This window comes from Phyllobacterium zundukense (genome assembly GCF_002764115.1).
In the GTDB taxonomy this organism is placed as follows: domain Bacteria; phylum Pseudomonadota; class Alphaproteobacteria; order Rhizobiales; family Rhizobiaceae; genus Phyllobacterium; species Phyllobacterium zundukense.
Genome location: NZ_CP017940.1, coordinates 433,771 through 455,206, shown reverse-complemented (window position 1 = coordinate 455,206; position 21,436 = coordinate 433,771). Strand labels below are relative to the sequence as shown.

Below are 21,436 nucleotides of genomic sequence, written 5' to 3'. Positions count from 1 at the left end.
TGTGTTACCGAGGCGGTTAAATCTGCCTTTCGTTTTTATAAGAGGGAGTCCCCATGAAAGTCCTCGTACCGGTAAAGCGGGTAGTCGATTACAACGTGAAGATCAGGGTAAAGGGCGACGGCTCCGGCGTTGAACTTGCCAATGTGAAGATGTCGATGAACCCGTTCGACGAAATCGCGGTCGAGGAAGCGCTCCGTCTGAAGGAAGCCGGCAAGGTTGAGGAAGTGGTCGTCGTATCGATCGGACCGGCGCAGTCGCAGGAAACCATCCGCACCGCGCTTGCCATGGGTGCCGACCGCGGCATTCTCGTCAAGGTCGACGATATCGTCGAGCCGCTGGCCGTTGCCAAGATTCTCAAGGGCGTCGTCGACGCCGAACAGCCGCAGCTGGTCATTCTCGGCAAGCAGGCGATCGATGACGATGCCAACCAGACCGGCCAGATGCTGTCGGCTCTGCTCGGCTGGAGCCAGGGCACCTTCGCTTCGAAGGTCGAACTCGGGACAAGCTCCGCCAAGGTCACGCGCGAAGTCGATGGCGGTCTGCAGACCATCGAGATCAAGCTGCCGGCGATCGTCACCACCGACCTTCGGTTGAACCAGCCGCGCTATGCCTCGCTGCCGAACATCATGAAGGCCAAGAAGAAGCCGCTGGATGAAAAGTCCGCTGCCGATTACGGCGTCGACACCAAGCCGCGCCTCAAGGTGCTGAAGACCGAAGAGCCAAGCGGCCGCAAGGCGGGCGTCAAGGTCAAGGACGTGGCTGAACTCGTCAGCAAGCTGAAGAACGAAGCCGGCGTTCTCTAGGATCAGGAAAGGAACACACAATGGCTATTCTTCTTTTTGCCGAACACGATAACGAGACCCTTTCCGACCAGACCGCCAAGGCGTTGACGGCAGCACTTGCCATCGGTTCCGACGTGCATGTTCTGGTGGCGGGCAAGGGCGCCAAGGGCGTCGCCGATCAGGCCGCCAAGCTTGCAGGTGTCAAGAAAGTCCTGCTTGCCGATTCGCCTGACCTCGAAAACCGTCTCGCCGAGGCCACCGCAGCGCTCATCGTATCGCTAGCCGGCAATTATGACACGATCATTGCTGCTGCCACCACCAACGGCAAGAACATCCTGCCGCGCGTCGCCGCCTTGCTCGATGTCATGCAGGTTTCGGACATAATCGAAGTGATTTCGCCCGATACGTTCAAGCGTCCGATCTATGCCGGCAACGCCCTGCAGACCGTGCAGGCGACTGACGCCAAGAAGGTCATCACGGTTCGTACCGCAACCTTTGCTGCGGCCGGCCAAGGCGGTTCGGCTTCGGTGGAGAATGTCTCCGCCGCGACCGACCCTGGTCTGTCGAAGTTCGTCGAAGCCAAGCTTTCCGGCGGCGATCGTCCGGAATTGACTTCTGCGAAGATCATCATCTCCGGGGGCCGTGCCCTCGGCTCGAGCGAAAAGTTCAAGGAAGTGATCCTTCCGGTTGCCGACAAGCTCGGCGCTGCCGTTGGTGCGTCGCGTGCTGCGGTCGATGCTGGTTACGCCCCCAACGACTGGCAGGTTGGCCAGACCGGCAAGGTGGTCGCACCCGATCTCTACATCGCCGTCGGTATCTCCGGTGCCATTCAGCATCTCGCCGGCATGAAGGATTCCAAGGTCATCGTCGCCATCAACAAGGACGAGGAAGCGCCTATCTTCCAGGTGGCCGATTATGGCCTCGTCGGTGACCTGTTCGTCATCCTGCCGGAGCTTGAAAAGGCACTTTGAAGTTAGTTCAAATTTCGAAATGAAATTATCTGGCCGGGGTAGACGAACGCTACCCCGGCCATTTAGTTTGTGTGATATAAATAAAGCAGAACGGATGGAAACATGGCTGGTACGATCAAGACTGTAGGCATTATTGGTGCAGGGCAAATGGGCTCGGGTATTGCCCACGTTTGCGCCGTGGCCGGATATAATGTTTTGATCCACGACCAATCCGCCGAACAGCTGGAAAAGGCGATCGCTACCGTCAACGGCAATATGGCCCGCCAGGTTTCCCATGGCAAACTCGAGGAAGCGGAGCGCGTCAAGGCCATGGCGCACATTCGCCCCGCCATGCGAATGGAAGACCTTTCCGGTGTCGATCTGGCCATCGAGGCCGCGACGGAAGACGAGACCGTCAAGCGCAAGATTTTTGCGCAGCTTTGCCCCAATCTCAATCCGGAAGCGATCCTCGCCACCAACACGTCGTCCATCTCGATCACCCGGCTTGCGGCGACCACCGACCGGCCCGAGCGTTTCATCGGCATCCACTTCATGAATCCGGTTCCGGTGATGAAGCTGGTCGAACTCATTCGCGGCATTGCCACCGAAAATGTGACCTTCGAGAGCGCACGGCAATTTGTCGCCAGCCTCGACAAGACGATCACTGTTGCCGAAGATTTTCCGGCCTTCATCGTCAACCGCATTCTTCTGCCTATGATCAACGAAGCGATCTACGTACTTTATGAGGGTGTGGGTTCAGTCGAAGCCATCGACACGGCGATGAAGCTTGGCGCCAATCACCCGATGGGGCCGCTGCAGCTTGCCGATTTTATCGGTCTCGACACCTGCCTGTCGATCATGCAGGTGCTCTATGACGGGCTGGCGGATTCGAAGTACCGTCCCTGCCCGCTGCTCGTCAAATATGTCGAAGCCGGCTGGCTGGGACGTAAGGCTGGCCGTGGTTTCTACGATTATCGCGGTGAACACCCCGTTCCGACACGCTGACGGGACGGGCACCTTATAGCATGCACCGTTTCAAAATTTTATTTCTAATCAAACCCTTGCATTGGTCTCCGCCTCACCCCAACTGAGGCAGAATTGCAGCACCGGGCCCCTCTGGCGATTGTTACCGGCTCTCTCGTGATGTCGGAGCTGTAATCTGGAACCGATGCCGGCGGATCATTTTCAACATGGAGCTTCTGTTTATTGATGCCATGGGCAAGCCCCTATGGATGTGGCTTGGCTTTTTTGCCCTCGTTCTTGTTCTCCTCGTCCTCGACCTGGGCGTCCTCAATCGTAAAAATCATGACATAGGCATGCGCCAGAGCCTCCTGCTCTCGGCGTTCTACATCAGCCTTGGCGTCGCCTTTGGCGGCTTCATCTGGTGGGAACTCGGCTCAGCGGCCGGGATGCAATACCTGACCGGCTTCGTTGTCGAAAAGAGCCTGGCCATGGACAATATCTTCGTCATTGCCATGATCTTCGGCTATTTCGCCATTCCAAAACAATTCCAGCACCGGGTGCTCGTTTACGGCATCCTTGGCGTGGTCATCCTTCGGGGCATCATGATCGCGGCAGGCGCTGCTATCGTCGAAGAATACGAATGGGTACTTTACCTTTTCGCAGCATTCCTGATTTTCACTGGCATTCGAATGCTGATGGCTGGAGAGGGTGAATTCGACGTCTCGGCCAATCCCGTCTTCAAATTCATGAGCAAACGGTTCCGCGTAACGAAAGAACTGCATGGTGAGAAATTCATCGTCAGGCGAACAGACCCGCTGACGATGAAGCGGCAGACCTGGATCACCCCGCTTCTGCTCGCCCTCGTCATGGTCGAACTGGCCGACGTGATCTTTGCCGTCGACTCGATCCCCGCAATCTTTGCCATCACCACTGACCCCTACCTTGTCTTCACATCGAATATCTTCGCCATTCTTGGTCTGCGTGCCCTGTATTTCGCGCTCGCAAGCCTCATCCATCGCTTCGTCTATCTCAAATATGCACTTTCTCTGGTGCTGGTTTTCATTGGCGGAAAGATTTTCGTCGCTGACGCTTTGGGACTGGCAAAGATACCGCCAATATGGTCACTGTCGATCACACTGGGCATCCTGCTTGCCGGGATTCTGAGTTCACTCTGGAAAACACGGCATGAACAAGAAGACCCCATATTATTGATCGATGCCCAACCGGCCTCTAGCGCCGAAACCACTGGAAAGGCATAATTCCATCAAACGGGAGGACAAAATGAACGCCGACGGAACACCGTCTGATTGGGATCCTACCGGATCTCAACACGCGCGGCGCCTGTCGAGCGTTCTTGTCCAGCTCGGTGAAACATCGGCGGACAGGATTTCATTCAACGACATCCTGTCCGCCTTGTCCGAGCGAAGCTTCGGAGCGCTGATGGTCCTCTTCTCAGCACTCAATCTGTTGCCCCTGCCTCCGGGTACATCGACGATTTTTGGGATACCGCTGGTCTTGCTATCGATCCAGCTGTTGATGGGCTTCGAGAACCCGTGGTTTCCCGCATTCATCCGGCAGAAGTCGATCCGCATCGAGAGCTACCGCTCTTTCATCGCCAGACTTGAACCGCTTCTCATGCGTTTCGAAAAGCTGGCGCGTCCGCGCTACTGGCTCGTGCCGCAAATGATTGTCGAGCGCGTCGTCAGTATCGTCGCGTTGCTGATGTCCCTGATTGTCATTCTGCCGATCCCGCTGATCAACCAGATGCCTGCGCTGAGCATCATCCTGCTATCCATCGGTCTCGGCGAACAGGACGGCGTCTGGCTGGGCACCGGACTTCTGGTTGCCGCTCTTGCCGCGGGCATCGCCATTGGCCTCGGCGCGTCGGTTGGTCTCGCGGCCTTGCATATTTTCGGTTGAGTACGATGAACCCCAAGAAAATCACCATCTACGTCGACGCCGACGCCTGCCCGGTGAAGGCTGAAATCTACCGCGTTGCCGAACGGTACGGGGTAAAAGTCTTCGTCGTTTCCAATTCCATGATGGCAATCCCCCGCGATCCGATGATCGAAAGGGTGATCGTCAGCGACGGGTTCGATGCCGCCGATGACTGGATCGCCGAGCGTGTCTCTCGCGGCGATGTCGTGGTGACAGCCGATATTCCGCTCGCCAGCCGCTGCGTCAAAGCCGGAGCCGACGCCATTTCGCCAACAGGAAGAGCCTTCACGGAAGCCTCCATCGGCAATACGCTCGCAACACGCAACCTTATGGACGAATTGCGTTCCGCAGGACAAATTACCGGCGGCCCGCGGCCATTTTCGCCAAAAGATCGCTCCGCCTTTCTTTCCGCGCTCGACCTCGCTATTGTGCGGTTGAAACGTGCGGGCTTCACCACCTGACCAACTTGTTGGCATATATTTTGTGCGTGGTTCCAACCACGCACAACGAATTTGCAAGGCTCCCGTGCAAATGCCCCTACGTGCCCGCCATTGACGAAATGAGCGATAACCTCTACGAGAGCGCAACAAAGCTATTTGCGTGCCGCTCGTGCTCCCATTGACGCCGAGCCCAAAACACCAGCCCAAACACGTACTTGAAAGTTCATTAATGACTATTTTCGATTCTATCGCCCCGGCGCTGTCCGGTGCATTGGCAGCCCGTGGCTACGAGACCCTGACGCCTGTGCAAACCGCCGTCCTGGCTCCAGAAGCGGATGGCGCAGACCTTCTGGTCTCGGCGCAGACCGGCTCCGGCAAGACTGTCGCCTTCGGCATTGCCATCGCGCCGACATTGCTTGACGGTGCCGAACGCTTCACCTCCATTGGCGCGCCCTACGCGCTGGTGATCGCCCCGACCCGCGAACTTGCCCTGCAGGTGCGGCGCGAGCTCGAATGGCTCTACGAGCCGACCGGCGCGCGCATTGCCTCCTGCGTCGGTGGCATGGACATGACCAAGGAGCGCCGTGCGCTCAGCCAGGGCGCACATATCGTCGTCGGCACCCCGGGCCGTTTGCGCGATCACATCACCCGCGGTTCGCTCGACATGAAAGAATTGCGTGCCGTCGTGCTCGACGAAGCCGATGAAATGCTCGATCTCGGCTTCCGCGAGGACCTCGAATTCATCCTCGGCGAAGCGCCGAAGGACCGGCGCACGCTGATGTTCTCGGCAACGGTGCCGAAACCCATCGCCATGCTTGCCAAGCAGTTCCAGAAGGATGCGCTGCGTATCACCGCGACAAGCGATCGCGAGCAGCACAGCGACATCGAATACCACATCATGCCGGTGGCGCCGCGTGAGCGCGAAAACGCCATCATCAATTCACTGCTTTTCTACGATGCGCAGAACACAATCATCTTCGGCTCCACCCGTGAAGCGGTGAAGCATCTGACCAGCCGGCTTTCCAATCGCGGCTTCTCCGTTGTCTCGCTGTCCGGTGAATTGAGCCAGGCTGAACGCACCAATGCCCTGCAGGCGATGCGTGATGGCCGTGCCCGCGTTTGCGTGGCGACCGACGTTGCTGCGCGCGGCATCGATCTGCCCAATCTCGATCTCGTCATTCACGCCGATCTTCCGAACAATTCCGAGACGCTCCTGCACCGCAGCGGCCGTACAGGACGCGCTGGCCGCAAGGGCATCTGCGTTCTGATCGTGCCGCCATCACGCCGCCGCACCGCAGAGCGCCTACTGCAGGGTGCAAAGCTTGCAACGACAATGGTGCCGCCCCCGGATGCGGACGCTATCAATAAGCGCAACCATGATCGCATTCTCAATGATCCTTCGCTGACGGAAGTCATGACCGAGGAAGAGGGCGATTATGTACGCGAGTTGCTGGGCATGCATTCAGCCGAGCAGATCGCCGCTGCCTATCTGCGCCAGCAGATGGCTGCGCGCCCTGCCCCCGAAGAGCTTTCCAACACGCCGTCGCATGTGCTGGAGCCGATGCGCGATTCTGGCCGCAAGGGCAGCTTCGACGACAGGCCCGGACGCGGCGAACGTGCACCTCGCTCCGAACGTTTCGAACAGTTCGAGAGCGGTGCCTGGTTCTCCTTGAGCGTCGGCCGCAAGCAACGCGCCGAACCGCGCTGGCTCCTGCCGCTGATCTGCAAGGCGGGCGATATCACCAAGACCGATGTCGGCTCGATCAAGATCCTCGAAACCGAAACCCGTTTTGAGATCACCGCCAGCAAGGCCGACGCCTTCATGGCGCGTATCAAACAATACGGCTCCGGCGAAAAGGGCGTGAACATCACGCGCAGCGAAGGCGCCGGTCCTTCGTCGCCGCGTCGCAGCGAGGGTGGCGATTTCAAGCCGAAGAAGAACTTCGGCGAGAAGCGCGAATATGATGACCGCAAGCCGCGCTCGTATGATGACAAGCCGAAATCCGATTGGGCGGCCAAGCCGGCCAAGGCGAAGCCGGAAGGCTGGACCACAGAAAAGCCTGAAAAGCCGAAGAAAACACCAAAAGAACGCAAACCAGGTGAACTGCATGGCTTTGACAAATACAAAGCCAAGAAGGCGAAAAAGGCCGCTGCGGGAGGAGCTGAGTAATTCGGCGCGTTCGGCAAAATCTAAAAAAGCCTCGCCCTCGGGTGAGGCTTTTTTTATTGATCACTGCACCGATATCGCCGCGTCGATAAAACGGGCGGCATCATCGCTCGACCAGTCCGCGGGCCCGTTCATGGCTGCGATCTGGCAGCCTTCCTTATCGACAAGCACGGTCACCGGCAGGCCGAATGCCAGATTCTTGCGCTTCAGATCGTTGAATACGCCCATCGATGCATCGCGGTAGAGTTGCAGAGACTTGACGCCGATTTCGCTCAGGAATGCCTTGGGCTTCTCATCGTCGCCCGTATCGATGTTGATCGTCACGACCTGGAAATCATCGCCGCCCTTTTTCGTCTCCAGCGCATCAAGCGCCGGCATTTCCTCGCGGCACGGCAGGCACCATGTCGCCCACAGATTGACCAGCAGCGTCTTGCCCTTGAAGTCGGCCAGTCTTGCGGGCTTTCCGTCTGGCGCTGTGAAGGAAAGCGATGACATGGACTGCGGCGTGTCCGCGCCGCGCATGGCTGCAACCGCACCTGTCGCGGCCGCATCGAGCTTCTTGGCGGCGTCGGTTTTCATTGCGCACTGATCGGAAGGGTTTGTGCTGGCGACAATATTGCCAGAAGGCCGCTCCATCACGTATACCGCAACCGCACCGGCAACGATGCCAGCAAGACCCGCAAGAAGAATGATCTTCCTGCTCGCGTTTCGTGGCGTTTTCTGTGTTTCGTTGCGGATCGTCATTTCTACTCTTTCGCTTCTCACCCAAGGCGCTATCCATGTCCGACAAGAAGAACAGCAATGAAATGTGGGGAGGCCGCTTTGCCTCCGGTCCCGCCGCCATCATGGAAGAAATCAACGCTTCCATCGGCTTTGACCAGAAACTCTACGCCCAGGACATTCAGGGTTCACTTGCCCATGCTGCCATGCTTGCCAAGACCGGCATAATTGCGGCGGAGGATCACGACAAGATCGCAAGTGGTCTGAACACGATATTGTCAGACATCGAGAACGGAAAGTTCACGTTCTCACGTAAACTTGAAGACATTCACATGAATGTCGAATCCCGCCTTGCCGAATTGATCGGCGCCTCCGCTGGCCGGTTGCACACGGCCCGTTCGCGCAATGACCAGGTTGCCGTCGATTTCCGCCTCTGGGTGAAAGCTGAATTCGAAAAGACCGCCGTGGCGCTCAAGCAGCTGATCGCAGCCTTCCTCAAGCGCGCCGAAGAACACGCGGCGACATTGATGCCCGGCTTTACCCATCTCCAGACGGCGCAGCCGGTGACTTTCGGCCACCATTGCATGGCCTACGTGGAGATGTTCGGCCGCGATTTGAGCCGCGTCAAGGACGCGATCGAGCGCATGGATGAGTCGCCCCTTGGCGCTGCTGCGCTTGCCGGAACCGGGTTCCCCATCGACCGGCACATGACAGCCAAGGCGCTTGGCTTCCGCGAACCGACCCGCAATTCGCTCGACAGCGTTTCCGATCGTGACTATGCGCTCGAATTCCTCTCGGCCGCGGCCATCACCGCTACGCATCTGTCGCGGCTGGCGGAAGAAATCGTCATCTGGTCGACGCCGCAATTCGGCTTCGTGCGCCTGTCCGATTCCTTCTCGACAGGCTCTTCCATCATGCCGCAGAAGAAAAATCCCGATGCCGCCGAGCTCGTCCGCGCCAAGACCGGGCGCATAACCGGGTCGCTCGTCGGTCTGCTGACCGTAATGAAGGGCCTGCCGCTCACCTATTCCAAGGATATGCAGGAAGACAAGGAAGCGGTCTTCGACGCGGCCGAAACACTGGAACTTGCCATTGCCGCTATGACCGGCATGGTCGGTGACATGACCATCAACACCGCCGCCATGAAGAAAGCCGCCGGCTCAGGCTATTCCACGGCCACCGATCTTGCCGACTGGCTCGTGCGTGAACTCGGCCTGCCCTTCCGCGAGGCACATCACGTGACCGGACGCGCCGTCGCGCTGGCCGAGCAGAAGAAAGTCGATCTCGGCAAACTGTCGCTCGCCGACCTGCAGGAGATCCATCCCGGTATCACCGATGCGGTGTTCGGTTATCTGACCGTCGACAAGTCCGTGCGCAGCCGCAAATCCTTTGGCGGCACGGCCCCGGAACAGGTTCGCCGGCAGATCAAGTTCTGGCAAAAGCGCATCGGGAAATTGTAAGGCTTCACTGATCTCCCCCATGTGGGGGAGAAAGCGATTTCAGCACCTTAGCCCTAGATATGTGCTAGAAATCGCAAGAGAGGGGATTTGCCAAATTGAACTACCCCCTCTCTTGGATTTTCTAAGGATTTGGCAAAGCCGCTAAATCCAAGAAAATCCTATCTCTCCCGCAAGGGGAGAGATAATCGGCATCGGATGTCGGAGCGAGACCCTTCCCAATAAACCCGTCATGCTCTAGACAAAGACAAACGCCCATTCGGACGACAGGATCAAACTTATGACGAGCCGTTCTTTTCTGACGACAATTCTGGTGTCGGTTGCGATTGTGAGTGCTGTTTCGGCCTGTGGCCGGAAGGGCCCGCTCGAACCCCCACCGGCCTCCGTCACCTCGATGCCTGGCGAACCAAAAACGGCAACACCGCCAGCTCCGGACAAGCGTTTCATACTCGACCCATTGATCTAGGCTGATTTTACGTGAACCATTTCGATTACAAGGACGGCGTCCTTCACGCCGAGGGCGTCAGCATTCCCGATATCGCCAAGGCGGTCGGAACACCCTTCTATTGCTATTCGACAGCGACCATCGAGCGCCATTTCAAGGTTTTTTCGGCCGCTTTTGCTGAGATGGACGCGCTCGTCTGCTATGCGCTTAAGGCCAATTCCAACCAGGCTGTCCTGAAAACGCTGGCGCGCCTTGGTTCGGGCGCCGACGTGGTCTCCGAGGGTGAGCTGCGCCGAGCGCTGGCCGCAGGCATTCCCGCAAGCAAGATCGTCTTTTCCGGCGTTGGCAAGAAGCCGGGTGAAATGGACTATGCGCTGGCAGCTGGCATCCATTGCTTCAATGTCGAGTCCGAGCCCGAGCTTGAGCTGCTGTCGCGCCAGGCCGTGGCTGCAGGCAAGGTTGCGCCGGTGTCGCTGCGCATCAATCCTGATGTTGACGCCAAGACCCACAAGAAAATCTCGACCGGCAAATCCGAGAACAAGTTCGGCATTCCACTGGCGAAGGCCAGCACGGTCTATGCGCATGCCGCCAAGCTGCCCGGCATCAGGATCGTCGGCGTCGATATGCATATCGGCAGCCAGATCACCGATCTTGAACCCTTCGACAATGCCTTCCGCCTTCTCGCAGAATTTGTGGCGCAATTGAAAGCGGACGGCCACGACATCAAGCATGTGGATCTTGGCGGCGGCCTCGGCATCCCCTACCACTTCGACAACAATCCGCCGCCATTGCCTGACGCCTATGCGCAGATTGTCGCCAAGCATATCAAACCGCTCGGCCTGAAGACCATCTTCGAGCCGGGCCGCCTCATCATCGGCAATGCCGGAATTCTCGTCACCGAAGTCATTTATCTCAAGGAAGGCGATGCCCGGAACTTCATCATCGTCGATGCGGCGATGAACGATCTCATCCGGCCAACGCTCTATGACGCCTTTCACACCATTCGTCCGGTCAACGAGCCCGCGGCTACTCATCCGCGTATTCGCGGCGATGTTGTTGGTCCCGTTTGCGAAACCGGCGACTATCTTGGGCTGGATCGCGATCTGCCGCGCCCTGCTCCCGGCGATCTCATCGCCATTGGAACAGCCGGCGCCTACGGTGCGGTCCAGGCCGGCACCTACAATACGCGCCTGCTCGTACCCGAGGTTCTGGTCAATGGCGACCGGTTCCATGTGGTGCGCCCGCGCACGACCTATGAAGAGCTGATTGGCCTCGATTCCATACCTGAGTGGTTGTAGGGTAGCGCTGGACTTATCTCCCCCCGTTGTGGGGGAGAAAGCGATTTCAGCATCTTAGCTTTTGCTAAGTGCTAGAAATCGCAAGAGAGGGGATATCCGGAACATTGGCCTCCCAAATCCCCTCACTTGGATTTTCCAAGGATTTAGCAAGGGCTAAACCCAAGAAAATCCTTTCTCTCCCACAAGGGGAGAGATAATCGGCATCTGCTGCCGGAGCAGAATGTTTGCGTCTTTACACAAAACTATGATCGCAAATTCCCCCTTAGGCCTCGCCTTTGCCACGATGAATGGTATTCTTCCGTGAGGCCAACACCGTCGATGTTGACGAGATGGAGTGAAAATGACCGATCAACACCCCGACAACCGGGACGCTGAAAGGGTCAGGTTCGATATTTTCAAGAGTATCGATCGCCTCCGCTTGTCTGCCTGGCTGACTGTCGCACTCGAACGCCTGTGGCCGCTTGTCCTGCCTTTGCTGCTTGTGGCAGCAGCCTTTCTTTCGCTGTCCTGGTTTGGCGTATTCCGAATGCTTCCGGACTGGCCGCGGCTTGTCCTTCTCGCCCTCTTCGTTCTGTCGCTGCCCGCCTGCCTCTATCTTCTGACGCGATTCCGCCTGCCCGATCACGCGGAAATCAGCCGGCGGCTGGAAAACGTCAACGACCTTGATCATCAGCCAATCAGCGTCCAGTCGGAACAACTCGTCAGCAACACGAACGATCCTTTTGCACAGGCCTTGTGGGACGAACACCGCAAGCGCATGGCAGAACGTATCAGGGATTTGAAGAGCGGACTGCCGCAAACCCGTGTCCCCGAGCATGATCCCTGGGCATTGCGGGCCGTTCTCGGCCTTCTTCTGTTCATCGCCTTTGCCTTTTCCGGTGGACCGCTCGGCGGTCGCGTCAGCGATGCTTTCCGCAGTCACGGCAAATCCGACGCTGTCCCCCCGCGCATCGATGCCTGGGTGACACCACCACGTTATACTGGACGCGCACCGGTCTTCTTGACCTCGGCTGCCAATACCGAAGACAAGCAATTTACCATTCCGCAAGACAGTACGCTCGTCATCCGCATTATTGGCGGTAGCGGATCGGAAAAGGTCGCACAAACTGCCGCTGATGGCGACGCAGTGGACATCGCTGCAAAGGACCAGGCCAAGGCTGAGGACACGGCAGCGGTCCGGAGCAAGCCGCGCAATTTTGAAGTGCCCCTCCACGCCGACAGTACCGTAACGCTTTCCAGCTATGGCACGACACTTTCTGCATGGTCTTTCGCGGTGATTCCCGACCAGCCGCCGTCCATCCGCTTTACCAAGGATCCTACCAGCGCAATCAACGGCACGATGGAGGTGTTCTACGAATTGAAGGATGACTATGGCGCGGCAAGTGCCCTTGCCAGCATCGAGCAGGCTGTGGCCGGCGACAAGGATGCGCGGCCGCTCTACACGGCTCCGGATTTGCCTCTGGCCCTGCCACGGCGCGGCGAGCAGCCGAAGGAGACAAAGACCACAAAAGATCTCACAGAGCATCCTTGGGCAGGTTCGGAAATCCGCATGACCCTGATTGCCCTTGACGACGCAAAACAGGAGGCAAGAAGCGAGACCAAGATCCTCGTTATGCCGGAGCGTCCCTTCGCCAACCCGCTGGCGCGGGCTGTGGTGGAGCAACGCCGCGTTCTGGCACTGAACGCCAATGCAAAGCCGGAAGTGTTGAACACGCTCGATGCCCTCACGATCTGGCCGGAGGAGACGATCAAGAACGCCTCCCACTACCTTGCCTTGCGCAGCATCCGTTCCCGCCTCAACCTCGCACGCAGCGACGATCAGTTGCGCGAGGTGGTCGCCTATATGTGGCAGGTCGCGCGCGGTATCGAGGATGGCGCCCTGTCCGACGCCGAGCGCCGCCTGCGCCAGGCCCAGGAAGCGCTGAAACAGGCTCTCGAACGGGGGGCGAGCCCGGAAGAAATCGAAAAACTGATGGCCGAGTTGCGCCAGGCCATGAACGAATATTTGCGTGAATTTGCCGAGAGGGCACAGAAGAACCCGAACATGGCCCAGACGCCGGACCCCAATGCGCGGGAACTGCGTCAGGAGGATATCAACCGCATGCTCGACCAGATCGAGGACCTGGCCAAGCAAGGTTCGAAGGATCAGGCGCAGCAGCTGCTGTCCGAACTCGAAAACATGATGAACAACCTGCAGATGGGTCAGCAACAGCAGCAGAGCCAGCAAGGCCGCCAGATGAGGCAGCAGATGGACAAGCTGGGCGAACTGATGCGGCGCCAGCAGGATATGATGAACCAGACCCACAGGCTGGAACAGCAGCGCCAGAAAGGCATGCAGCAGGATTACGGTCAGAACCAGCAAGGCCAGGAAGGCAATCAGGGGCAGATGTCCGAAGAGGATATCGCCAAGGCATTGCGCGGACTGCAGGAGGACCAGAACAAGCTTCAGTCAGACCTTGAGCAGATGATGAAGGATTTGCGCGGTCTTGGCGTTAATCCTGGCAAAGACTTCGGCGAAGCAGGCAAATCCATGGGCGAAGCCGGGGAATCGCTGGGCGAAGCCGATGGCGGCCAGGCGGTCGACCAGCAGAGCAATGCCCTCGATGCCCTGCGCCGCGGCGGGCAGGACATGATGAAGCAGATGCAACAGGCCATGGAACAGGACGGCCAGACCGGAGGACGCCGCGGAGGTCAGCAGAATGGCCGCCAGGACCCGCTCGGCCGCCCGCAAAGGAGTGGCGACCAGGACTTCTTCAGCAGGGATATGGTGCCCAAGGATCTCGATATCCAACGGGCGCGCGAAATCCTCGACGAAATCCGCCGCCGCCTTGGCAATGCGCTGAGCCCGCAGGTGGAGAAAGACTATCTCGAACGCCTGCTGAAGTTCGATTGAGACGAGTTGCTCCTACCCTCCCCACAAGGGGGAGGGTAAAGACGGCCAGCCTTGTACGTTCTCTAGTCCGTGACCACCCCGACATAGGGCAATTGCCGGAAGGAATGGCCGACATCCATGCCATACCCGACCACAAAATAGTCGGGGCACTCGAAGCCTTTGAAATCGGCTTCGATATCGGTTTTGCGCTTCACGCTTTTGTCGAGCAGCACCGCAATGGAAACACTGCGGGCACCGCGCTCCAGCATAAGTTCGCGGGTGAATTTCAACGTCTTTCCCGATTCCAGAATATCGTCGATCAGGAGAACATCGCGGCCGTGAACGTCGCTGTCGATATCGCGCAACAGGCGTACCTCGCCGCTTTCCGTTCCCTTGCCATAGCTTGAGACGGTGATGAATTCGACATCGGGCTCGGCCCCCGCATCATGCATGGCGCGGATCAGGTCTGCTGCGAAAATGAACGACCCTTTGAGGATCGATATCACGAGCAGGTTCTCGAAATTGCGAGCGACAATTGCCTCGGCAAGTTCGAGATTTCGATCGGCGATTGTTTGCGCGCTGAAGAGAACCTCGATGTTTTTTCCGCCGACCTTTGGCATGCCTGTCTTCCTGATTGTTCAACAAGGGATATGAGAGGCTGCTATAGCCCGATCCGCATTGCAAAAGCAAAAGCTGATGCGGGATCAGCGTGGCGTCAGGAGCGTGTGACCACCGCTGATCCAGAACACCGAAACGGCGACGAGCGCAATAAGGAGCCAGTAGCCGAAGCCCGGCATCCTGCCTTGCGCATTATCACGGGACTGGAGGATTGCGATCCCGTCATCGTCGGGCGATGGCCGCGGTGCAGGAGCAGCAACACTATCGGCGGGCAAAATCGTCTCGAAGCATGCCTCTTCTGCCATGCCTTTGTCAAAGGGCTGGGCTGTGAAGAAATTCGTGACATTTTTGGCTGCAGTTTGCACGATCACACGACTTTCCGATCATCCTGCCATGTTGCAGTCATGTTTCTCCGAATCATGGGACAAAATTACCGCACAAAAATTAATGTTTCGGCTGGTGCTCAGCTGCGATTGATGGGTGGTCAAATCTGTCCGCGCAAAATAAAACAACGTGGACATGAGATTGGAAAATTACGCTTGATTCGTTTTGAGAATGTCGGTTTGCGGTACGGGATGGGCCCGGAGGTTCTGCGTGATGTCAGCCTCCATATTTCACCGCGGTCGTTCCAGTTCCTGACCGGCCCTTCGGGCGCCGGCAAGACGTCGCTGCTGCGTCTCCTGTTCATGACGCTGAAGCCGACGCGCGGGCTGATCACTGTCTTCGGCAAGGATATCGCGACGATTTCCTCCAAGGAGATGCCGCTTTTGCGCCGGCGTATCGGTGTCGTTTTCCAGGATTTCCGCCTGCTCGATCATATGACCACCTATCAGAACGTCGCGCTTCCGCTGCGCGTTCGGGGCAAGGAAGAGGCGACCTATCGCGCCGAGGTGGAAGAACTCCTGCACTGGGTTGGCCTCGGCGAGCGCATGCATGTGCTGCCGCCTGTCCTGTCCGGCGGTGAGAAGCAGCGCGCCGCCATCGCCCGCGCCCTGATCGACCAGCCCGAAATCCTTCTGGCGGACGAGCCAACGGGTAACGTCGATCCGCCACTGGCGCGGCGTCTCCTGCGGCTTTTCGGCGAATTGAACCGCTCCGGCACGGCCGTGGTCATTGCAACACACGATCTGACTTTGATGGACCAGATCAATGCGCGGCGCATGATTCTCGATCAGGGAAGGCTCGATATCTATGACTAGAGCGGCTTTCAGTCATATTGAATCGTTCTGCCGGAGGGAATTCGTGGACGAGGTCAAGGGGTTTGGCGAGGCCGATGTTTATCCATCGGACGAAGCTAAAGCCCGAAGGATTTGGCCCGAATTCACCCGGCCCACTGGTCAAACCGCATTTCTGCGAAATGCGGATAATTTAACCAGCGGATTTAACAGCTTGTTGGTTTGCCAAAGCAAACCAACGGCTGGGTTTCCGGCTGACGGCCAACCACTTTGTCAGGCAGCTTCGTCCGATGAACCACATCGGCCTCGCCACCTTCCGCGTGGATTGTCTCGCCATCCGGGAAACAGAACGGGTTCGATATGACTGAAAGCCGCTCTAACGCCGCCCGCCTCAAGGATCGTGCCCTGGTCCTGATCGACAAAGCCATACAGCGGGTGCGTGGCAAGAGCGGCCAAGCGCCCATCGTTCCGGCCGGCAACGTCGTCGGCCATGCGCTGATGATCGTCATCGCCATCATGACCTTCCTCGCGTGCCTTACCATAGGCGCGGTCAGCCTTGTCCAATCGACGGCCGCCACGTGGCAGAGCCAGATTTCGACCGAGGCGACGATCCAGATCCGCCCCGTCGAGGGGCAGGACATGGAAGCTCTGCTGACCCAGGCCAGCACAATCGCTCAGGGCTTTTCCGGGGTGAAATCCACCCGCATCATCGACCGCGCCGCGACGGCCCGCCTCCTTGAGCCCTGGCTCGGCACTGGCCTCGATATCGACGAGCTCCCCGTGCCGCGCCTGGTGATCGTCACGCTCGACGAGGCAACGCCGCCGGACTTTGCCGCCATTCGCAGCGCATTGGTCAAGGACGTTCCCGGTGCGAGTTTCGACGACCACCGCAACTGGGTGGACAGGCTGGTTTCAATGGCCCGCTCGACAGTGCTCATCGGCATGGCCGTCCTTGGTCTCGTCGTCGCAGCAACCGTCCTCACGGTCATTTTCGCCACGCGCGGTGCCATGGCTGGTAATGAGCACATTATCGAAGTCCTGCACTTCATCGGCGCAGAACAGAAATTCGTCGCCCGTCAGTTTGAGCGGCACTTCTTCTGGACAGCCTTGAAAGGCGCGCTCTGCGGCGGCGCGCTCGCGATGACTATTTTCCTGGGTGTTGCCTGGTGGTCCTCCCGCAATCTGGCAACGCCAGAAGCCGATCAGGCAACAGCGCTCTTCGGCAATTTCTCCATCGGCTCAGGCGGCTATTCCGGCGTGGTTCTGATCATATTGGCGGTCAGTGTTCTGACCATGATTACAACAAGAATGACAGTCATAGCGCATCTGAGGCAGGTCGACGGCCGGACAGGCAAAAGTCACGAAAATTAAACTCGTTTTATTTATTTTGACCCTATGGATTTTACATGGCTCCGGCGCGGCGGCTGTTTAACCCTCTCAAGAAAAACGATCTTCAAGCAAGGCAATTTGCGACGCAAAATGAACGGGTTGAACGACAGTAACAGCAAGCCAGATGCGGGCGACGAGGGCCGCGGCGGTCGATTGATTTCGTTCATCCGCAGGCGGATCGTGGTGCCGCTATTTATCCTGTGCATCATTTTTATCGGCCTGTTTATCGGTGGTTTCATCGTTTTTAGCGATCGTGTCAGCACGTTGCAGGCGCCGGATCTAAGCGAACCCGCAGATGGCATCGTCGTTCTGACCGGCGGTTATTCGCGTATCGAAGGCGCTCTTGATCTGCTCAAGAACAAGCGCGGCGAACGGCTGTTCATCAGCGGTGTCCATTCCTCGACCAACCGCAATGAATTGCAGCGCGTCACCGGCGGTGATGCCACGCTGTTCGAATGCTGCGTCGACATCGACCGGTCGGCACTGGATACGATCGGCAATGCCGCCGAGAGCGTCAAGTGGGCCAATGCGAACCATTACAAGCGGATTATCGTCGTCACGAACAATTACCATATCCCCCGGACGATGTTTGAACTCAAGCGCGCCTCACAGGACATTGAGTTTATCCCCTACCCCATCATCAACACCAATCTGAAAGACGGCAACTGGATTACCCGCGGGCTGGTGGTCCGGGTCCTCTTCGTCGAATACGTCAAATATCTCGGCGCTGTGATCCGGTACCAGCTACCGGCCAGTCTGTCCGACGCCACCGCCTCTTTGTTGCATCGGATCAAGGGATAGGCTTTCACCAGTTCACTGCGCCGCCCATTTAGTATAACGAAGGCCGCAGGCCATTCGATGTCACCAGAGTCCCCTCATGACGATCATCCGATCATTACTGTTCAACACCGCGTTCTACCTCAATCTGATCATCCAGATGATCATCTTCACGCCATATTATTTTCTGAGCCCGCGCAAGCAGGCGTGGAGCGTTCCGAAGAACTGGGCGAAATCCAATCTGTGGCTGCAGAAGGTAATTGCCGGTACTGACCATCACATCGACGGTCTCGAGAATATTCCGGACGGCCCCTATATCTGCGCAGCCAAGCATCAATCCTTCTGGGATACCTATGCCTTCCTGCCCCACATCGCCGATCCGGTTTATATCCTCAAGCGTGAATTGACCTGGATCCCGCTGTTCGGCTGGTACATCAAGAAAATGAAGATGGTGCCGATCGATCGCGGCAAGCGCTCGGCCGCCATGAAAACGGCGGTCAAGGGCGCACGTAAGGCCGTCGCCGAGAACAGGCAGCTGATGATTTATCCCGAAGGCACGCGCACGGCTCCTGGAGCCGCGCCCCACTACAAATATGGCGTCGCGCACATCTATGGCGAACTGGGCATCCCGGTGGTTCCGATTGCACACAATGCCGGGCTCTATTGGCCGCGGCGCAAATTCATGCGCTATCCCGGCGTCATTCACTCCCGGATCCTGCCACCGATACCACCCGGTCTCGACAACGACGCTTTTTTGAAAAAGCTGGAGGAGGTGACCGAGGCCGCGTGCGACGACCTGCTGATCCAAGCTGCGAAATCGGACAATCCACCCCCCATGCCCCCGACCGCTATCAACCGGTTGAAGGAATTGGGGGTAGACGTTCTGAGCGCGGGGGTGCAGCGCTAATCTCCCCCCTTGAGGGAGAAAGTGATTTCAGCATCTTAGCTTTTGCTAGGTGCTAGAAATCACCAGAGAGGGGATTTTGATGAACAGGGGATCCCGTCACTTGGATTTTCTAAGGATTTAGCTGCGCTAAACCCAAGAAAATCCTTTCTCTCCCACAAGGGGAGAGATAACCGTCCTCGTCCTAGCCGCCGTCCACTGCTGTCACAACCGCTTCCATCCAGTGGTCGCGGATATTCATCTTGAGCATGTGCTCCAGCGTATTGTGCACATAGTCCTCGTTGCGGCCCGATTGACCGACCGAACCCCTCACGGCTGTTGCGGCTTCGCTCACCGACAGTGCACCGGCATATTGGACATGGCTGCGGTCGACAATGTAGGTCAGCGCCTCGACTTTACGGCCGTCGTCCAGCCGCACGCCAAGCCGCCTCTCGAGATAGACATGCGTGACCAGTTCGCGCGCGCGCAGATAGGCAACAACCTCATCCTCGAGATCGCCGGGCACGCGAAATGCCATCCCGAGGCAGGACCCGCCCCGATCGAGGCCGAGCACCAGTCCCGGCCGTTCCGGCGTTCCACGGTGCACGTAGGAGCGTACGCAAAGTGCCCGACGATAGCCATGCAAGCGGGCATGTCTGGTCTCCACATGTGCAAAGCCTGGCTTCCACATCAGAGACCCATAGCCAAAGACCCAAAAATCGCCCATATCCGTCCTGATAGCAGTTAGAGAACTGTGAGAGCCCGTTTGAAAAGTCGCTGCGGCAAGGCATGTGGCGTGGTTTTCGAGAACCGGAGCGCAGCGTACTTAGAGTACGTGAGCACCGGAAGCACAGAAAACCACGTCAGATGACAGCCGCCGTGGAGTTTGCAACCGGGCTCTGAAGCGTCTTCCCCTGATCGATAGCGAGAGCCGGACCATGCCGTCAAGCACCACTGAGAACAGCAACAAGCGCGGAAGACTTCTGAAATATGCCGGGGGCGGTATTGTTCTGCTAGGCGTGCTCTATACCGGCGGCTGGTACTATCTGGCCAATCAGCTGGAAACGCGCGTCGCAACAAACATCGCGGCGTTCAAGGAAAAGGGTATCGACGCCACATGCGAAAACGCCACGGCGAGCGGCTATCCTTTGCGGGTTGGCCTCGATTGCACCAAGGTGGGCTGGGCCGATCCGGCCAAGAGCTTTTCCGTTACCGCTGGCAACTTCCGTTCGGCGGCGCAGGTCTACGACCCGTTGCAGATAGTCAGCAGGATCGACGGACCGGCGGCAATCGATGTGCCCGGCATCATGCCGCTCGACGCCAGGTGGGACAATCTCACATCAAGCATTCGGCTCGACAAACCACTTCCAAAGCAGATAGCGATCGAAGGCAGCAACGTCGTCGTCAATCAGCGCAATGCTGCGCCCGGCGATGCGCCAGTGGCCGTCGTGCAGGAAGGCGAGCTGCATTTCGCTACCCAGGAACCGCAAATGGACGTCGTCCTGTCTTTCAACAAGCTGAAAATCACCGACAACATCATCTATGATCGGCCACTGCCCGAACTGACTGGCGTCGCCGACATTCAACTCGCCAACGGCTTCGCACTTCTCGGCAAACCCGAACGCGATTTGACGGTTTTGCGCGGCCAGTCCGGTACCTTACGCAAAATCGATGTGGCGTTCGACGATGGCAGCGGGATCAGAATCTCCGGGCCCTTCTCGATCGCCGACGACGGGCGCATCAGCGGCGATTTCAGAGTGACAATGCGCAATCCGGAAGGTGTCGCGAAGGCGCTCCAGGGCATCTTCCCCGAGGCCGGCAACACGATTTCCTCGGTGCTTCAGGCCATGGCCTTTGTGCCGAAGGATGAGAGTGGAGCACCTACACTGCCCATCACCGTCAAGAACGGAAAGATGTCGGTGGGTTTCATCAACATCGGCCGACTGCCTTCCCTCTGATCGGACAATACGGCAATAGAGCCTTTCACTGAAAGGCTCTATTATTCCTCAAACAGGAACCGTTCATAGTTCATGGAACTGTTGAGGACGCGCAAAATAATAACTGCTTCCAGACCGCCAACATAAAATATCGCGTAGCTGCCATGAACCGCCCGCCTTATCTTTGTCTCCTCATGGCGTGATAGCAACGGGCTGGATTCGGGGAAATCCCCAATGGACACGCAATGAGCCTGCAGTTCGTTCACAAAGGTCAATGCTCTCCGGGGGTTGTCGCCAGCAATGTAATCGCCGATCGCGAACAAGTCTTGGCGTGCTTCCTCTGTGAAAATAACCTTCAAAGGCCTCGTTCTTTTGCCATGTTGGCGTAACGCGCTTTCAATTCGTTTAAGACATCCTCAGCCGGCCTGACACGGCCCGCCTCGACATCCGCCAAACCGCGAGCCAAGGCAGCATCGAGCAATGCCAGATGCTTTTCCTTTTCATCGACAAGGCGGATACCTTCCCGCAAAACCTCGCTCTTCGAGTTGTACCGACCGGTTTCGACCAGCCGGTTAACCACGGATTCGAGATTGCCAAGTTCGACACTGTGAGCCATTCGCTACAC

Annotated in this window: 22 protein-coding genes; 16 read left to right on the top strand and 6 right to left on the bottom strand. The window is 57.9% G+C overall.

Annotation, left to right across the window (positions count from 1 at the left end; translation table 11 throughout):
- Positions 1-53: 53 nt before the first annotated feature.
- The 7 genes from BLM14_RS02280 (at position 54) to BLM14_RS02250 (ending at position 7,243) form a co-directional block, all read left to right on the top strand.
- Entirely contained in the window at positions 54-803 is a 750-nt protein-coding gene (locus BLM14_RS02280; RefSeq protein ID WP_099997913.1) for an electron transfer flavoprotein subunit beta/FixA family protein, read from the top strand.
- Between the two features lie 20 nt (positions 804-823).
- Positions 824-1,753: an electron transfer flavoprotein subunit alpha/FixB family protein gene (locus BLM14_RS02275; protein WP_099997912.1), complete on the top strand. Its 930-nt coding sequence runs from the start codon at positions 824-826 to the stop codon at positions 1,751-1,753.
- A 102-nt stretch (positions 1,754-1,855) separates the two neighbouring features.
- Positions 1,856-2,737 carry a 3-hydroxybutyryl-CoA dehydrogenase gene (locus tag BLM14_RS02270; protein WP_099997911.1) on the top strand — a complete coding sequence of 294 codons (882 nt, stop codon included), beginning with the start codon at positions 1,856-1,858 and terminating at the stop codon, positions 2,735-2,737.
- 185 nt (positions 2,738-2,922) lie between these two features.
- On the top strand, positions 2,923-3,954 hold the full coding sequence (locus BLM14_RS02265; protein ID WP_099997910.1) for a TerC family protein: 1,032 nt from the start codon (positions 2,923-2,925) through the stop codon (positions 3,952-3,954).
- 22 nt (positions 3,955-3,976) lie between these two features.
- Positions 3,977-4,615, top strand: a complete 639-nt coding sequence (locus BLM14_RS02260) for an exopolysaccharide biosynthesis protein (protein ID WP_157929469.1) — start codon at positions 3,977-3,979, stop codon at positions 4,613-4,615.
- A gap of 5 nt (positions 4,616-4,620) precedes the next feature.
- Positions 4,621-5,094: a YaiI/YqxD family protein gene (locus BLM14_RS02255; protein WP_099997908.1), complete on the top strand. Its 474-nt coding sequence runs from the start codon at positions 4,621-4,623 to the stop codon at positions 5,092-5,094.
- A gap of 208 nt (positions 5,095-5,302) precedes the next feature.
- The gene (locus tag BLM14_RS02250; RefSeq protein ID WP_099997907.1) at positions 5,303-7,243 is read left to right on the top strand and encodes a DEAD/DEAH box helicase; all 1,941 of its coding nucleotides are present in this window, start codon (positions 5,303-5,305) and stop codon (positions 7,241-7,243) included.
- Between the two features lie 60 nt (positions 7,244-7,303).
- Here BLM14_RS02250 and tlpA read toward each other — a convergent pair whose 3' ends face one another.
- Positions 7,304-7,984, bottom strand: coding sequence for a thiol:disulfide interchange protein TlpA (tlpA, locus tag BLM14_RS02245; RefSeq protein WP_099997906.1), 681 nt, complete (start codon positions 7,982-7,984; stop codon positions 7,304-7,306).
- A 35-nt stretch (positions 7,985-8,019) separates the two neighbouring features.
- Here tlpA and argH point away from each other — a divergent pair, with 35 nt between their 5' ends.
- The 4 genes from argH to BLM14_RS02225 all read left to right on the top strand — a co-directional run bounded on the left by argH (position 8,020) and on the right by BLM14_RS02225 (position 14,053).
- Positions 8,020-9,420 carry an argininosuccinate lyase gene (argH, locus tag BLM14_RS02240; RefSeq protein WP_099997905.1) on the top strand — a complete coding sequence of 467 codons (1,401 nt, stop codon included), beginning with the start codon at positions 8,020-8,022 and terminating at the stop codon, positions 9,418-9,420.
- A 277-nt stretch (positions 9,421-9,697) separates the two neighbouring features.
- Positions 9,698-9,883 (top strand): LPS translocon maturation chaperone LptM, encoded by a 186-nt coding sequence (gene lptM, locus BLM14_RS02235; protein WP_237143441.1) that lies wholly within the window; start codon positions 9,698-9,700, stop codon positions 9,881-9,883.
- 11 nt (positions 9,884-9,894) lie between these two features.
- Complete coding sequence (gene lysA, locus BLM14_RS02230) at positions 9,895-11,160, top strand: diaminopimelate decarboxylase (RefSeq protein WP_099997904.1); 1,266 nt, start codon at positions 9,895-9,897, stop codon at positions 11,158-11,160.
- Between the two features lie 340 nt (positions 11,161-11,500).
- Entirely contained in the window at positions 11,501-14,053 is a 2,553-nt protein-coding gene (locus BLM14_RS02225) for a TIGR02302 family protein (RefSeq protein WP_099997903.1), read from the top strand.
- 62 nt (positions 14,054-14,115) lie between these two features.
- On the opposite strand, the gene hpt is transcribed toward BLM14_RS02225, so the two are convergent.
- Positions 14,116-14,652: a hypoxanthine phosphoribosyltransferase gene (gene hpt, locus BLM14_RS02220; RefSeq protein WP_099997902.1), complete on the bottom strand. Its 537-nt coding sequence runs from the start codon at positions 14,650-14,652 to the stop codon at positions 14,116-14,118.
- Positions 14,653-14,736: 84 nt separating this feature from the next.
- Positions 14,737-15,021 (bottom strand): hypothetical protein, encoded by a 285-nt coding sequence (locus tag BLM14_RS02215; RefSeq protein ID WP_099997901.1) that lies wholly within the window; start codon positions 15,019-15,021, stop codon positions 14,737-14,739.
- A 168-nt stretch (positions 15,022-15,189) separates the two neighbouring features.
- Here BLM14_RS02215 and ftsE point away from each other — a divergent pair, with 168 nt between their 5' ends.
- From ftsE to BLM14_RS02195, 4 genes are all read left to right on the top strand, one after another.
- The gene (gene ftsE, locus BLM14_RS02210; protein WP_036813702.1) at positions 15,190-15,849 is read left to right on the top strand and encodes a cell division ATP-binding protein FtsE; all 660 of its coding nucleotides are present in this window, start codon (positions 15,190-15,192) and stop codon (positions 15,847-15,849) included.
- Between the two features lie 336 nt (positions 15,850-16,185).
- Positions 16,186-17,196, top strand: a complete 1,011-nt coding sequence (locus tag BLM14_RS02205) for a cell division protein FtsX (RefSeq protein ID WP_099997900.1) — start codon at positions 16,186-16,188, stop codon at positions 17,194-17,196.
- Positions 17,197-17,304: 108 nt separating this feature from the next.
- Positions 17,305-18,015 carry a YdcF family protein gene (locus tag BLM14_RS02200; protein ID WP_237143440.1) on the top strand — a complete coding sequence of 237 codons (711 nt, stop codon included), beginning with the start codon at positions 17,305-17,307 and terminating at the stop codon, positions 18,013-18,015.
- A 76-nt stretch (positions 18,016-18,091) separates the two neighbouring features.
- On the top strand, positions 18,092-18,898 hold the full coding sequence (locus tag BLM14_RS02195) for a lysophospholipid acyltransferase family protein (RefSeq protein ID WP_099997899.1): 807 nt from the start codon (positions 18,092-18,094) through the stop codon (positions 18,896-18,898).
- Between the two features lie 181 nt (positions 18,899-19,079).
- Here the strand turns inward: BLM14_RS02195 and BLM14_RS02190 are convergent, their stop codons facing one another.
- Positions 19,080-19,601 (bottom strand): gamma-glutamylcyclotransferase, encoded by a 522-nt coding sequence (locus tag BLM14_RS02190; protein ID WP_099997898.1) that lies wholly within the window; start codon positions 19,599-19,601, stop codon positions 19,080-19,082.
- A 211-nt stretch (positions 19,602-19,812) separates the two neighbouring features.
- Between BLM14_RS02190 and BLM14_RS02185 the strand changes: the two genes are divergently transcribed.
- Positions 19,813-20,832 (top strand): DUF2125 domain-containing protein, encoded by a 1,020-nt coding sequence (locus tag BLM14_RS02185; protein WP_099997897.1) that lies wholly within the window; start codon positions 19,813-19,815, stop codon positions 20,830-20,832.
- 41 nt (positions 20,833-20,873) lie between these two features.
- Here BLM14_RS02185 and BLM14_RS02180 read toward each other — a convergent pair whose 3' ends face one another.
- Together BLM14_RS02180 and BLM14_RS02175 are read right to left on the bottom strand one after the other, a co-directional pair.
- Complete coding sequence (locus BLM14_RS02180) at positions 20,874-21,170, bottom strand: type II toxin-antitoxin system RelE/ParE family toxin (protein ID WP_099997896.1); 297 nt, start codon at positions 21,168-21,170, stop codon at positions 20,874-20,876.
- Positions 21,167-21,427, bottom strand: coding sequence for a type II toxin-antitoxin system ParD family antitoxin (locus BLM14_RS02175; protein WP_099997895.1), 261 nt, complete (start codon positions 21,425-21,427; stop codon positions 21,167-21,169). Before BLM14_RS02175 ends, BLM14_RS02180 begins: the two co-directional genes overlap by 4 nt.
- Positions 21,428-21,436: the final 9 nt, after the last annotated feature.